The organism is Pseudomonas arcuscaelestis, assembly GCF_016881005.1.
GTDB lineage: Bacteria > Pseudomonadota > Gammaproteobacteria > Pseudomonadales > Pseudomonadaceae > Aquipseudomonas > Aquipseudomonas arcuscaelestis.
Map to the genome: position 1 here is coordinate 202,735 of NZ_JACOPV010000013.1, position 13,545 is coordinate 216,279.

At 57.8% G+C, this 13,545-nt stretch carries 15 protein-coding genes and 1 pseudogene; 9 read left to right on the forward strand and 7 right to left on the reverse strand.

Annotated elements, in window-relative coordinates:
- Positions 1–77 precede the first annotated feature (77 nt).
- Positions 78–377 (reverse strand): YciI family protein, encoded by a 300-nt coding sequence (locus H8F21_RS20730; RefSeq protein ID WP_203475789.1) that lies wholly within the window; start codon positions 375–377, stop codon positions 78–80.
- A gap of 1 nt (position 378) precedes the next feature.
- Positions 379–981 carry a septation protein A gene (locus H8F21_RS20735; protein ID WP_203475788.1) on the reverse strand — a complete coding sequence of 201 codons (603 nt, stop codon included), beginning with the start codon at positions 979–981 and terminating at the stop codon, positions 379–381.
- 66 nt (positions 982–1,047) lie between these two features.
- Here H8F21_RS20735 and H8F21_RS20740 point away from each other — a divergent pair, with 66 nt between their 5' ends.
- The 7 genes and pseudogenes from H8F21_RS20740 (at position 1,048) to arfB (ending at position 8,036) form a co-directional block, all read left to right on the forward strand.
- Complete coding sequence (locus tag H8F21_RS20740) at positions 1,048–1,911, forward strand: PHP domain-containing protein (RefSeq protein ID WP_203475787.1); 864 nt, start codon at positions 1,048–1,050, stop codon at positions 1,909–1,911.
- A 13-nt stretch (positions 1,912–1,924) separates the two neighbouring features.
- Positions 1,925–2,554 carry an L-threonylcarbamoyladenylate synthase gene (locus tag H8F21_RS20745; protein WP_136477591.1) on the forward strand — a complete coding sequence of 210 codons (630 nt, stop codon included), beginning with the start codon at positions 1,925–1,927 and terminating at the stop codon, positions 2,552–2,554.
- A 128-nt stretch (positions 2,555–2,682) separates the two neighbouring features.
- Positions 2,683–3,381, forward strand: coding sequence for a segregation and condensation protein A (locus H8F21_RS20750; RefSeq protein ID WP_203476426.1), 699 nt, complete (start codon positions 2,683–2,685; stop codon positions 3,379–3,381).
- 14 nt (positions 3,382–3,395) lie between these two features.
- Positions 3,396–4,154 (forward strand): annotated as a pseudogene (scpB, locus tag H8F21_RS20755) (SMC-Scp complex subunit ScpB); the annotation flags it as partial.
- Positions 4,155–4,315: 161 nt separating this feature from the next.
- Entirely contained in the window at positions 4,316–5,488 is a 1,173-nt protein-coding gene (gene rluB / locus H8F21_RS20760) for a 23S rRNA pseudouridine(2605) synthase RluB (protein WP_203475785.1), read from the forward strand.
- Between the two features lie 628 nt (positions 5,489–6,116).
- Positions 6,117–7,535: an amino acid permease gene (locus H8F21_RS20765; RefSeq protein ID WP_203475784.1), complete on the forward strand. Its 1,419-nt coding sequence runs from the start codon at positions 6,117–6,119 to the stop codon at positions 7,533–7,535.
- Positions 7,536–7,622: 87 nt separating this feature from the next.
- Positions 7,623–8,036 (forward strand): alternative ribosome rescue aminoacyl-tRNA hydrolase ArfB, encoded by a 414-nt coding sequence (gene arfB / locus H8F21_RS20770; RefSeq protein WP_203475783.1) that lies wholly within the window; start codon positions 7,623–7,625, stop codon positions 8,034–8,036.
- An 88-nt stretch (positions 8,037–8,124) separates the two neighbouring features.
- On the opposite strand, the gene H8F21_RS29800 is transcribed toward arfB, so the two are convergent.
- The 4 genes from H8F21_RS29800 to phhA all read right to left on the reverse strand — a co-directional run bounded on the left by H8F21_RS29800 (position 8,125) and on the right by phhA (position 10,814).
- Complete coding sequence (locus H8F21_RS29800; protein WP_256658259.1) at positions 8,125–8,253, reverse strand: hypothetical protein; 129 nt, start codon at positions 8,251–8,253, stop codon at positions 8,125–8,127.
- 180 nt (positions 8,254–8,433) lie between these two features.
- Positions 8,434–9,627 (reverse strand): amino acid aminotransferase, encoded by a 1,194-nt coding sequence (locus H8F21_RS20775; RefSeq protein WP_211201851.1) that lies wholly within the window; start codon positions 9,625–9,627, stop codon positions 8,434–8,436.
- Positions 9,627–9,983, reverse strand: a complete 357-nt coding sequence (locus H8F21_RS20780) for a 4a-hydroxytetrahydrobiopterin dehydratase (protein WP_203475782.1) — start codon at positions 9,981–9,983, stop codon at positions 9,627–9,629. The genes H8F21_RS20775 and H8F21_RS20780 overlap by 1 nt, the downstream gene beginning before the upstream one ends.
- A gap of 42 nt (positions 9,984–10,025) precedes the next feature.
- Positions 10,026–10,814, reverse strand: a complete 789-nt coding sequence (phhA, locus tag H8F21_RS20785; protein ID WP_203475781.1) for a phenylalanine 4-monooxygenase — start codon at positions 10,812–10,814, stop codon at positions 10,026–10,028.
- A 290-nt stretch (positions 10,815–11,104) separates the two neighbouring features.
- Here phhA and H8F21_RS20790 point away from each other — a divergent pair, with 290 nt between their 5' ends.
- Positions 11,105–12,664, forward strand: coding sequence for a sigma-54-dependent transcriptional regulator (locus H8F21_RS20790; protein ID WP_203475780.1), 1,560 nt, complete (start codon positions 11,105–11,107; stop codon positions 12,662–12,664).
- A gap of 120 nt (positions 12,665–12,784) precedes the next feature.
- On the opposite strand, the gene H8F21_RS20795 is transcribed toward H8F21_RS20790, so the two are convergent.
- Positions 12,785–13,045 (reverse strand): DUF2790 domain-containing protein, encoded by a 261-nt coding sequence (locus tag H8F21_RS20795; protein ID WP_203475779.1) that lies wholly within the window; start codon positions 13,043–13,045, stop codon positions 12,785–12,787.
- Positions 13,046–13,451: 406 nt separating this feature from the next.
- Between H8F21_RS20795 and H8F21_RS30105 the strand changes: the two genes are divergently transcribed.
- A partial coding sequence (locus H8F21_RS30105) for a hypothetical protein (RefSeq protein WP_408004469.1) occupies positions 13,452–13,545 on the forward strand: 94 nt, incomplete at its 3' end.

Genomic DNA, 13,545 nt, shown 5'->3' on the forward strand with positions numbered 1-13,545 from the left:
TAGATAAGAATAATGAGCAGCTGCATCAGTAAAAGGCGGGAAGGCGGTGCGCGCAGTGGCGCACCGCTTGAAGCGGCTTACGGCAAAACTTGTTTGAACGGTTTGACGATGACGTTGGCATACACGCCTGCGGCGATATACGGGTCGGCATCGGCCCAGGCCTGGGCGGCGCTCAGGGAGTCGAACTCGGCAACGATCAGGCTGCCCGTAAAGCCCGCTGCACCCGGGTCGTTACTGTCGATGGCAGGGTGCGGGCCGGCCAGTACCACACGGCCTTGTTCCTTGAGTTGCTGCAGGCGGTCGATATGCGCAGGGCGGGCAGCCAGGCGCTTTTCCAGGGAGTCGGCAACGTCGCTGGCAATGATGGCGTAGAGCATGTCAGTCCTTAGGAGTAGTTGGCGGAGTGGTGGTGTCGCTGTCATGTATATGACGGGACAGATACAGGCCTTGGCCGACCAGGAACAGTACAGTCATGCCCAGGCTGCCGAAGACTTTGAAGTCGACCCAGATGTCCTGGAAGGTGAAGGCAACGAACAGGTTGGCTGCACCGCAGAACAGGAAAAACGCGATCCAGGCGACGTTCAGGCGCGACCAGACGTTTTCCGGCAGGCTGATGGCGTGGCCCATGATGCGCTTGATCAGCACCCGGTCACCAATGAAGTGGCTACCGGTAAACGCCAGGGCGAACAGCCAGTTGACTACCGGCGCCTTCCACTTGAGGAAGGTTTCGCTATGGAACGCCAAGGTCAGGCCGCCGAATACCAGGCAGGCGAGCAAGGTCAGCCATTGGCCTTTTTCCAGCTTGCGCTGGCGAATGAAAAGCGCGCCGTAGACCACAACCGAGCTGATGATCAGCATGGCCGTGGCACTGAAGATACCTCCGATTTCGAAACTGTGACCGGCAAATTCGACGGTACGAGGATCGAGTTTGAAGACGATGAAGAACAGGAGCAACGGGATGAAATCGATGAATTGTTTCACAGTGGCAGCCAGAAGCAGGATGTGACGGCATAATAACAAACATCAATGACAGCGAAAGCGCCACCTATGAATGTTGATCTGCACTGCCACAGTACGGCCTCTGACGGCGCCTTGTCGCCGACGGCACTGGTTGCCCGGGCCCATGAGCAAGGCGTGCGGATGCTCTCGCTGACCGACCATGACACCCTCGAGGGCCAGTTGGAGGCGCGTGCCGCCATGCAGGCCCTAGACATGCAGTGGATCAGCGGCATCGAGTTGTCGTGCACCTGGGGCGGCGCAACCATCCATGTGCTGGGTTACAACTTTGCCTTGGACGCCGCGCCGTTGCTTGAAGCCGTCGAGTCGCTCCATCGTGGGCGCTGGCTGCGCTCCGAAGAAATCGACCGGCGGCTATCGGCTAAGGGTATGCCTGGGGCGCTAGAGGGCGCACGGGCTATTCAACAGGAGTTGGGAGACAGTGGAAATGCACCCGCACGCCCGCACTTCGCCGACTTTCTGGTGCGCGCAGGCTACGTCAAAGACCGCGGCGAAGCGTTCCGCAAGTGGTTGGGGGCGGGCAAGCTGGGTGACGTCAAACTGCACTGGCCGACCCTGGACGAGACTGTCGAGACCCTGCGCAGGTCCGATGCCTGGGTGAGTCTGGCGCATCCAATGCACTACGAATTGACACGTAGTAAGCGCCGCCGGCTAATTGCCGACTATATTCAAGCAGGCGGGCAGGCACTGGAAGTGGTCAATGGGATGATGCCGGCCGAACAGGTGGGCACAATGTCCATCCTGGCGCGTGAGTTCGGTCTGCTGGCAAGTGCTGGCAGTGACTTCCATGGCCCTGGCACCTGGGGCGAGATCGGTGTCTATCGGCCATTGCCAGAGGACCTGCCACCTTTGTGGCGTCGTTTCAAACATGAGCAGCCTATCGCGGCCGTCTGAACAGGAAGAGAATGTGAGTCAGTTTTTCCAGATTCATGCGGAAAACCCGCAACCGCGCCTTATCAAACAGGCCGTCGAAATCATTCGCAAGGGTGGGGTGGTCATCTATCCGACCGACTCCTCCTATGCCATGGGCTGTCAGATCGGCGACAAGAATGCGGTAGAACGCGTTCGACGCCTGCGACAGCTGGACAAGAACCACAATTTCACACTGATTTGCTGCGACCTTTCGCAAATGGGTGTGTTTGCCAAGATCGACACGTCGATTTTCCGTCTGATCAAGGCCCATGTGCCGGGGCCCTATACCTTCATTCTCAACGCCACGCGCGAAGTGCCACGCCTGCTGCTCCATGAAAAGCGCCGGACCATCGGTATGCGGGTGCCATCCAACCCGATTGCCCTGGCGTTGCTGGCAGAGCTGGGGGAGCCGTTGATGAGCGTGAGCCTGATCATGCCCGGCGAAGATGAGCCGATGACCGATCCTTATGAGATCCGCCAGGCCCTGGAACATCACGTCGACCTGATCATCGATGGTGGCTTTGGTGACCTCAAAGCGTCCACGGTGATCAACCTGGCCGGTGATGAGCCTGAAGTCATTCGAGTTGGTTGCGGCGATCCGACCCCCTTTATGGTCGAAGCGTGAGCCAGTCCTCCATCCCTGAGCCAAGTATCGATCCACAAGCGGGCGCCCAACAGGAACTGCCACTGGTATTGGTGTATGGCGAAGCCATGACCGAAATGCCGGTGGATCTATACATTCCGCCGGACGCGCTGGAAGTGTTTCTCGAAGCGTTCGAGGGCCCCTTGGACCTGTTGCTCTACCTGATTCGCAAACAGAACGTCGATATCCTCGATATTCCGGTGGCAGAAATCACTCGCCAGTACATGGGGTATGTCGAGTTGATGAAAACCGTGCGCCTGGAGCTGGCCGCGGAATACCTGGTGATGGCGGCGATGCTGGCCGAGATCAAGTCGCGCATGCTGTTGCCGAGATCTGTCGACATCGAGGAAGAAGAGGGTGACCCGCGTGCCGAGTTGATTCGCCGCTTGCAGGAGTACGAGCGCTTCAAGGCCGCAGCCGAGGGTATTGATGGTTTGAGTCGAGTCGGGCGCGAGATCATTGTGCCGCGCCTGGATGCACCACAGGCCAAGGTTCGCAAGCTTCTGCCCGAGGTCAGCCTGGAAGAACTGCTGCTGTCGATGGCTGAAGTGCTGCGCAGGGGAGATTTGTTCGAGAGCCACCAGGTGAGTCGTGAAGCATTGTCCACCCGTGAGCGCATGAGCGATGTGCTGGAGCGCCTCAAAGGTGGAGGCTTTGTTCCGTTTGTCGAGCTGTTCACTGCCGAGGAAGGCAAGTTGGGTGTGGTCGTAACTTTTATGGCAATTCTTGAGTTGGTGAAGGAATCCTTGATCGAACTGGTGCAAAATGAGCCTTTTGCGCCGATCCACGTCCGCGCCCGGGCCGAGTGACAACGAACAACGCCATGAATCTGAACGATCCGCGCGACCTGGCGCCTCTGCTTGAGGCCTTTTTACTGGCCTCTGGAAAACCACAATCGCTGGAGCGCTTGTTCGAGCTATTTGAAGAGGCTGAACGCCCTGAGCCTTCTGTATTCAAGAAAGCCCTGGAAGTGCTGCGCAAGTCCTGCAACGGCCGGGCCTTTGAACTCAAGGAGGTGGCTTCAGGCTACCGCCTGCAGATTCGCGAAGATTATGCCCCCTGGGTGGGTCGGCTGTGGGAGGAGCGCCCGCAGCGTTATTCCCGTGCGTTACTGGAAACCATGGCGCTGATTGCTTATCGCCAGCCCATTACCCGTGGCGAAATCGAAGACGTGCGTGGCGTGGCGGTCAACACCAATATCGTCAAGACCCTGCTCGAACGCGAGTGGATTCGTATCGTTGGTTACCGTGAAGTGCCGGGCAAGCCGGCGATGTTCGCCACCACCAAGGCCTTTCTCGATCACTTCAACCTAAAAAATCTCGATGACTTGCCGGCTTTGGCCGATTTGCGCGAGATGGAGCCAGAGCCTGTTTTAGAACTGGATGATGCGCCAGTGCCGGCCCATTTGCAGGCCCTTGCCGATGAGAGCGCCGAGCCGCCCGCGCCCAAGGAAGAAACCAGCTTCCGCACGCTGCTGGTTGAGCTTGACTCCATGGAGGAGGGGCTCAAGACCGACTTTGACGACCTGCTTGACGAAGAGTCGGCGGCTGAAGAGACCCCAGCGCGGGATCCGGAAGCTGAAACACCGAGGCAGTAATCTCGCCTTTGAGCAGAATTAAGCGGTGTGCGTGAGAATTTCGGCTAGTCTCAGGTGCGTTCGCCGCGCGATCAGCGTATGATTCGCGACCTTTTTGGCGCTTGTTCGCCTAAACAGTTTCAAATCTTACACCGGGAGGTGCCCAGATGAGTGATAAAGACCTGCAGGAAACCCAGCCATTGCCGCCGTCAGGCGAGAAACTGCAAAAAGTTCTCGCGCGTATCGGCGTGGGCTCGCGTCGCGATGTAGAGGCCTGGATCGGTCAAGGCCGAATCAAGGTCAACGGCGTTAATGCCACCTTGGGCCAACGTGTCGATCTGCATGACGCGATTTCCGTCGACGGCCGCGTGATCAAGCGTGAAGAGTCTGCCGAGACTGTGCGCCGGGTGATCATGTACAACAAGCCCGATGGCGAGATCTGCACCCGTGACGACCCCGAAGGCCGTCCGACCGTGTTCGACCGTTTGCCACGTCCGAAGGAAGGCCGTTGGATCAATATCGGCCGCCTGGACATCAATACCACCGGTCTGTTGATGTTCACCACCGACGGTGAGTTGGCCAATCGCTTGATGCACCCATCCTATGAGATGGACCGTGAATATGCGGTACGGGTGCGTGGTGAAGTCGACGAAGACATGATCGCTCGCCTCAAGGCGGGTGTCGTGCTTGAAGACGGCCCGGCTCGTTTTACCGACATCAAGGAAGCCCCAGGCGGTGAAGGTTTCAACCACTGGTACCACTGCGTGGTGATGGAAGGTCGCAACCGCGAAGTTCGTCGCCTGTGGGAGTCCCAGGGCTTGGTGGTAAGTCGCCTGAAGCGCGTACGATTTGGACCGGTATTCCTCAATTCCGACCTGCCGATGGGCCGCTGGCGTGAAATGAGTCAGCAAGAAGTGGACATTTTGGCCGCCGAAGTGGGGCTGACCCCCGTGGCAATGCCAACCTTGAACCACAAGAGCAAAGACAAGCTTGAGCGGCTGCAGCGCAAGTCGACCCGTCCGATGGGGCGTGGTGAGCGTGTTCGTACACTGCGTCCTGCACAGGATGGTGCATCGGCAGAGCGTCCAGCACGCCAGCCTCGTGGTGGTGAAGCCGAACGTCCTGCGCGTCAACCGCGTGGTGGTGAAGCCGAACGTCCTGCGCGTCAGCCGCGTGTTGGTGAGGCCGAGCGTCCTGCTCGTCAGCCCCGTGGTGAAGCGCCACGCAAGGACACCGGTCGTGGTCGTAGCACCGTGGCTGAGCGCCCGAGTGACATGAACAAGCGCGGCAAGCCGGCACCCAAGCGTCCGGGCAGCACCCGCAACAAGCCTCGCCCGTAAAGGTCGAGTGTCAGAAAAAGCCAACCTTCGGGTTGGCTTTTTTTTGTCTGAAATATCCTCGGGTTACCGTCATCTGTGCAAGTGTTGGAAAGTTTTTGAACCAGATTGTAAATAAAGCGTTACAAAGTGAGCTGGTCGTTATTGAGGTTTGTACGAATTGGCGAAGCTGTAAAAAAAAATTGCCGAAACACCCGTGCCAGCGCGTTTTACGTCTACGTCAAGGACTTGCCTGCAGGCCGTGGGGGCGCTGAGATATGGGCATTGCCGTGTGCAAAGCCGGGCCGCAGAGCCGGGCACTTAATAAGAACAAATGGAGGCGCCATGTACGCCGATTACTCCCCCAGGCTTCACGCCTTCCTCAGGAACGGTGCGTTTTGTCATCAGACAATTACGCAACGTGTTGACCCCTGCGCGTCTACAGGGGTATACAATGCGCCGCGTTTTACCTGTGACCCCAATGCGTACCGCGCACTCTTGCTGACACCCGGCTGATTCACTCCCGGCTTTTGCCCTGGGTAGGCGGCAGTTGTCCAAGATCCTCAAGGTAACCACCTTGTTAATTCCGCTGCGCCACGAGCGCGGTGGGTCCGATTTCGTCACAGATAAAAACAAGCAGGTGACTTCGTTCATGAGTGGACCAAATTCGCATTCAGGCGAGCTGAAACGCGGCCTGAAAAATCGCCATATCCAATTGATCGCCTTGGGTGGTGCAATCGGTACAGGGCTGTTCCTGGGATCGGCCGGGGTGATGAAATCGGCGGGCCCGTCGATGATTCTGGGCTATGCGATCTGTGGCTTCATCGCGTTCATGATCATGCGCCAGCTCGGTGAAATGATCGTTGAAGAGCCGGTGGCCGGGTCGTTCAGTCACTTTGCGCACAAGTACTGGGGTGGTTTCGCAGGCTTCCTCTCGGGCTGGAACTGCTGGGTGTTGTACATCCTGGTGGGGATGTCTGAGCTCACGGCCGTTGGCAAGTACGTTCATTACTGGTGGCCGGAGATCCCGACCTGGGCATCGGCAGCGGCGTTCTTCATTCTGATCAACGCAATCAACCTGGCCAACGTCAAGGTGTTTGGCGAGGCGGAGTTCTGGTTCGCGATCATCAAGGTCATTGCCATTGTCGGTATGATCGCCCTGGGTAGCTACATGCTGGTCAGTGGCAGCGGTGGTCCACAGGCGTCGGTCAGCAACTTGTGGGAGCATGGCGGCTTCTTCCCCAATGGGGTGAGCGGTCTGGTCATGGCGTTGGCGATCATCATGTTCTCCTTTGGCGGCCTGGAAATGCTTGGTTTCACCGCAGCTGAAGCCGATAAGCCGAAAACCGTGATCCCGAAAGCGATCAACCAGGTGATCTACCGCATTCTGATTTTTTACATCGGTGCCCTGATTGTGCTGCTGTCGCTGACGCCGTGGGACAGCCTGGTCTCCAGTCTTGACGCTTCTGGTGGCACCTATGGCGCCAGCCCATTCGTTCAGGTGTTCTCGCTGCTGGGTAGCGATGTTGCTGCGCATATCCTCAACTTCGTGGTACTGACTGCAGCGCTGTCGGTGTACAACAGCGGCACTTACTGCAACGCCCGCATGCTCTACGGCATGGCCGAGCAGGGTGATGCGCCGGCGGGCCTGGCGAAGATCGACAAGCGCGGTGTACCGGTGCGTTCGATCCTGGCGTCGGCGGCAGTCACGCTGGTGGCGGTACTGCTCAACTACTTCATTCCGCAGCATGCGCTGGAGTTGTTGATGTCGCTGGTGGTGGCTGCCCTGGTGATCAACTGGGCGATGATCAGCTACTCGCACCTGAAGTTCCGCCAGCACATGAACAAGACTGGCCAGAAGCCGCTATTCAAGGCGCTGTGGTATCCCTATGGCAACTACATCTGTCTGGCCTTCGTGGTGCTGATTCTGGGCATCATGCTGCAAATCCCGGGCATCCAGATGTCGGTGTATGCGATTCCTGTGTGGCTGGTGGTGATGTTTGCCTGCTACGGCCTCAAGAGTAACCGCCGTACCCGTGCGGTAGCGGACGCAGGTGCTGTTACCAAGTAAGGTGCAGTGTGTGTTGAAAGAGCCCGGCCCTTGCGCCGGGCTTTTTGTTTTTGCGGTATCCTCAAGGCCTATTCAGGCTTGTGACATATGTTGATCATTTCCAATAACGTGCAGATTCCCGACCAGGAAATCGAACTGACCGCCATTCGTGCCCAGGGCGCTGGCGGGCAGAACGTCAACAAGGTTTCCAGTGCCATGCACCTGCGCTTCGATAGCCAGGCTTCCTCTCTGCCCCCGTTCTACAAGGAACGCTTGCTGGCGTTACGCGATAGCCGCATTACCCGTGATGGGGTCATCATCATCAAGGCCCAGCAATATCGCACGCAGGAGCAAAACCGCACGGATGCCCTGGAGCGCTTGCGCGAGTTGATTCTGGCAGCAGTGAAGGTAGAAAAGGCGCGCCGTCCGACGCGGCCGACCCTGGGCTCGAAAACTCGGCGTCTGGACACCAAGAATAAGCGCGGCGCAATCAAGGCTGGGCGTGGAAAGGTCGATTATTGAAGGGGCGGGGCGTTTCTTGACAGTGTGAAAACGTATTGAGGAAGAGCTCCTGGAACAGCCGTTTTCACACAGTCTGATTGTTGCGCTGTTATTCCTGGTCGGCGCTGGGGTTTTCGTCGCCGTCGTGATCAGCCTGGGCTGGTTCGGCGCTGTGAGTGGCAGGTGTCTGCTCTTCTGGGTTCAGGCTTGGGAAGGGAAAGTTCGGGATCTCATGCATCTCGTCGTTCCTCGCAAGTGTGTGGAAAGGCTGCGCAAGGCGCGCATGGCTTATTGATAGCTCGTGCAGGATACAGGAGTCTGCGTGACAGTATGAATTTTCCTGCCTGATGGTAATCGCGGGGCCAGCCCGCCCCTCCAGACTGATCGCCTGTGGGAGCGGACTTGCCCCGCGATCAATTCACCGGCAAACGTCAGCGATGGCCGCAGCCAGTGCCCCGAGACGTGTTGCATCGGCGCCAGCGATGTTGGCCCGGCCGGTGCCGACCATGTACACGCTGTGTCGCTCACGCAGTTGCTTGACCTGCTCTGGAGACAGCCCGGTGTAGGAGAACATTCCGCGTTGCGCAGCGATGTGCGCAAAACGGTCGCTCAGGCCGTGAGGGGCTAACGCTTCGACCAGTCCCGCGCGCAATTGAGCGATGCGCTGGCGCATGGCCTCGACTTCTTCAACCCACAGCTGCTTGAGTGCAGGATCTCCCAGTATCTGCGCCACTACCGCAGCGCCGTGATCCGGTGGCGTCGACCAAAGGTTGCGCGCCAGCAGCGCCAATTGACTGCGAACATCCTGCAGCTTTTCGGCTTCATGGCTGCACACCAGGAGGGCGCCGGTACGATCGCGGTAAAGTCCGAAGTTTTTCGAGCAGGAACTGGTGATCAGCAGTTCAGGCAGCTCGCTGGCAAACAGCCGTACTGCCCAGGCATCTTCTTCCAGTCCGTCACCGAAACCTTGATAGGCGAAGTCGATCAGTGGCAGCAGTTCGCGGCGGCGCACCACTTCCAGTACCGCACGCCAGTCGTCCTGGGCAAGGTCGAAGCCGGTCGGGTTGTGGCAGCACGCATGCAGCAACACCACATCGCCCTTGGGTACGGATTCAAGTGTGGCAAGCATCGCGCTTACGTTGAGGCGGTTGTCCGTACCCACATAAGGATAATGACTGACCTTGAGGCCGGCGCCGGCGAAAATGGTCTCGTGGATGGGCCAGGTCGGATCGCTTAGCCAAATGCCGCGACCCGGTAGGCAATGCGCGATAAATTCAGCCGCAAGGCGCAATGCGCCTGTACCGCCGGGAGTTTGAGTGGCACCAGCGCGCTTGCTGGCCAGCACCGCCGAATCGCTACCCAGTACCAACTCAGCGATCAGGCGGCCGAAGTCGGCATCGCCGTGACCGCCGACGTAGCTTTTGCTCTGTTGCGTGTCGAGCAAGCGCTGTTCGGCGAGTTTGACGGCCGAAGGAATAGGCGTGAGCCCTTGGGCGTCCTTGAATACACCCACCCCCAGGTCGAACTTATGCTGGTTGCTGTCGTTGGCGTATGCCTCCATCAGCCCCAGGATCGGATCGCCAGGTACGCGCTCAATCGCGCTGAAGTGCATTATTTGCGACCTTCTGCGTTCTGGGCGACCTCGTCGGTGCGCGCGGCCATGATGAAGTCGTTGCGGTGCAGGCCTTTGATTGAGTGGCTCCACCAGGTAACAGTGACTTTGCCCCATTCGGTCAGCAGACCTGGGTGATGGCCTTCAGCTTCGGAGATTTCGCCGACTGCGTTGGTAAAGGCCAGTGCGTGTTTGAAATTCTTGAACAGGAAGATTTTTTCCAGCTGCATGATGCCGTCACGGACTTCGATGTTCCAATCCGGGATCTGCTTGATCAGTACCGGCAGTTCTTCGTCGCTGACCTGGGGCGCATCGGCACGGCAGGCTTCGCAGTGGGCTTTGTTCAAGGCGTTCATAAGGTTTTCCGCAAGTGGTTTGTTATTGGTTTGCAAGGTTGCTCAGGCAGCAACCTTAGGTGGAAATTTCGGTGCGTGCAGGCCCATCTTCATCGCGGTATGGACCATGCCCATGATGTCTTCGTGGGCCAGGTCGAACAGGCGCTTGAGGTTTGGCAGGGCAAAATACAGCGGCTGCAGGATGTCGATACGATAAGGCGTACGCATGGCTTCCAGCGGATTGAAAGGCTGGTGCTCGGGCTCATCGGACAGGCTGTAGACAGTCTCTTTTGGCGAGGACAGGATGCCGCCGCCATAAATCTTGCGGCCCTGCGGGGTGTCGACCAGACCGAATTCGATGGTCATCCAGTAAAGTCGCGCCAGGTACACGCGCTCTTCCTTGGTCGCGCTCAGGCCGAGCTTGCCGTAGGTGTGGGTGAACTCGGCGAACCAGGGATTGGTCAGGAGCGGGCAGTGACCAAAAATTTCGTGGAAAATATCCGGCTCTTGCAGGTAGTCGAGTTCTTCTTCGGTGCGAATGAACGTCGCCACTGGAAAGCGTTTGCTGGCCAGCAGTTCAAAAAAGGTCTGGAAAGGAATGAGTGCAGGTACACGGGCAACTTGCCAGCCAGTGGTGGCAGCCAGCACTTTGTTGATCTCGCCCAGCTGCGGGATGCGGTCGTGCGGCAGGCCCAACTGTTCGATGCCGTCCAGGTATTCCTGGCACGCCCGGCCTTCGATCACTTTCAGTTGGCGGGTAATCAAGGTGTTCCACACCGCATGTTCATGCTGCGGATAGTCGATAAACCCTTGCGCATCGGGCTCTCGAGCCACGTATTGCGTCTGTTTCATACTGCTCTCCTGCTGAGGGCCTTTTTTGTTATGTGATCAAGCCGTTGCATAAGAGATAACCCGTGACGTAGTGCTTTGCACCGGCCAGAGCGGTTGTTCAGATCGCAGAGTTGAACGTTTTTGTAACGATAACTTTACAAAAATGACAAGTGGCTGAAAAATAGGGGGGTGATATCCCTCTATAAGCCCATTCTTGTCACGTAATCTTTACGGAAATTCTTCTGAATGCGTAAATAGGTGGGCCGGGTAGCTGCGCCAGGCTCGCCCCAGACCTATCTCTAGGACATTTCATGCGTATCAAAGTGCATTGCCAGAACCGCATCGGCATTCTGCGCGACATTCTCAACCTGCTGGTGGAGTACGGAATCAACGTCGCACGCGGCGAGGTAGGGGGCGAGCATGGCAATGCCATCTATCTGCATTGCCCGAACCTGATAAACCTGCAGTTCCAGGCCCTGCGCCCCAAATTCGAGTCGATTACCGGTGTGTTCGGGGTCAAGCGCGTGGGCCTGATGCCGAGCGAGCGGCGGCATATGGAACTCAATGCGTTGCTCGGTGCGTTGGATTTTCCGGTGTTGTCGATCGATATGGGTGGCTCCATCGTCGCCGCCAACCGTGCAGCGGCGCAGTTGCTCGGGGTGAGGGTGGATGAGGTCCCCGGCATTCCGTTGTCGCGTTATGCCGAGGATTTTGACCTCCCGGAGCTGGTGCGTGCCAACAAGTCGCGTATCAACGGCTTGCGTGTGAAGGTCAAGGGTGACGTGTTCCTCGCAGACATCGCACCTCTGCAGTCCGAGCACGATGACAGTGAGGCGCTGGCGGGAGCAGTGTTGACCTTGCACCGGGCAGATCGCATCGGTGAGCGTATCTATAATGTTCGCAAGCAGGAGCTGCGCGGCTTCGACAGCATCTTCCAAAGCTCACGGGTGATGGCTGCGGTTGTGCGTGAGGCGCGGCGCATGGCACCGCTGGATGCGCCCTTACTGATCGAGGGTGAAACCGGCACTGGCAAGGAGCTGCTGGCGCGGGCCTGCCACCTGGCCAGCCCACGTGGCCAGGCGCCATTGATGGCGCTCAATTGTGCTGGCCTGCCGGAGTCCATGGCCGAAACCGAATTGTTCGGTTACGGCCCAGGCGCATTCGAAGGGGCGCGTGCCGAAGGCAAGTTAGGCCTGTTGGAACTGACCGCAGGCGGAACCCTGTTTCTCGATGGCGTAGGTGAAATGAGCCCGCGGTTGCAGGTCAAGTTGCTGCGCTTCTTGCAGGATGGCTGCTTTCGCCGGGTGGGTAGCGACGAAGAGGTTTACCTGGATGTGCGGGTGATCTGCGCAACCCAGGTCGATCTGTCGGAACTGTGTGCCCGGGGTGAGTTCCGCCAGGACCTTTACCATCGATTGAACGTGCTCTCCCTGCATATTCCACCGCTGCGTGAGTGCCTTGATGGCTTGCCACCTCTGGTCGAGCATTTCCTCGACCAGGCGAGTCGGCAAATTGGGTGTTCGTTGCCGCGCCTGGCGCCGGCAGCCATGGAACGTCTGAGTCAGTATCACTGGCCGGGGAACGTGCGCCAGTTGGAAAACGTACTGTTTCAGGCGGTGTCCTTGTGTGATGGCGGATTGGTCAAGAGCGAGCATATCCGCTTGCCAGACTATGGCACGCGCCAGCCGCTGGGCGAGTTTTCCCTGGAAGGAAGTTTGGGGGATATTGTCGGACGCTTTGAAAAGGCAGTGCTCGAACAGTTAATGGGCGAGTTCACCAGCAGTCGGGCTTTGGGTAAGCGGCTCGGCGTTTCTCATACAACGATAGCCAACAAGTTGCGCGAACATGGTGTTGGCAAGTCGGTAGAGTAAGCGCGATTAATTGCGAGGATGTTTGGGAAGGGGAGTGCGTGGTAATTATTAAGAGCAGGTTAACTTGAGCCGCGCGCCTCGGTCCGAAGCGATCAAGGCGCGGCGAGCAGTAACTACTGATTATCCATTCGAGCAGCCGTTGCCCATTACACGGTACTCAAGAATATGTCGTTGGCCCTGCGAGTCCTCATAGGTCATACGCGCTGGAACCACTTCGCAGACGTTAGGCACTTCGCTCATGGAGATAACTTTAGCGATGTCCAGGTGCTGCGAGTAACTGTACTGTTCAACCGGAATCTGCTCGGCGCCACCGTTTGCAACTTCGTCGGCGATTGCCGCGGTGCAAACACTGCCGAGTACCAATGCCAGTAAAGCTTTCATTTTCATTTTACCTGTCTAAGGTCGTAAGAGGGTGCGCGACGCTTGTGGCGTCGCGTGTACAACTAAAGTTCAACTATCTGGGTTATCTCGGGATTAACGGCCTTCGTGGGGGCTGTAACAAGAAGTTAATCTCGATGCCGTTGCTGGCGAGGTGAATTTTAGGTGGGGCCATGGCCGTTAAACAGATGGCGTTTTGATAAACACTGTTGGCGAAAACTGTAACAATCACGCCGTTGGCTGCCTTTGGAATTATTTTTATATGCGCCGAGGCCCGGTCTTGAGCCTGCGGCTGATTGCGTGGGCGCAAAAGGTCTTGGCGGTACTACCAACGTCGAATGGCCAGTCAGGTCTGGTACAGTTACAACGAGGTCATACAAAAACAACTATTACACCGAGGTAGATAAAGATGAGTGCGGCTCCCCTGTATCCCGTTCGTCCCGAGGTTGCGGCCAATACCCTGACTGATGAGGCGACCTACAAGGCCATGTACCAGCAGTCGG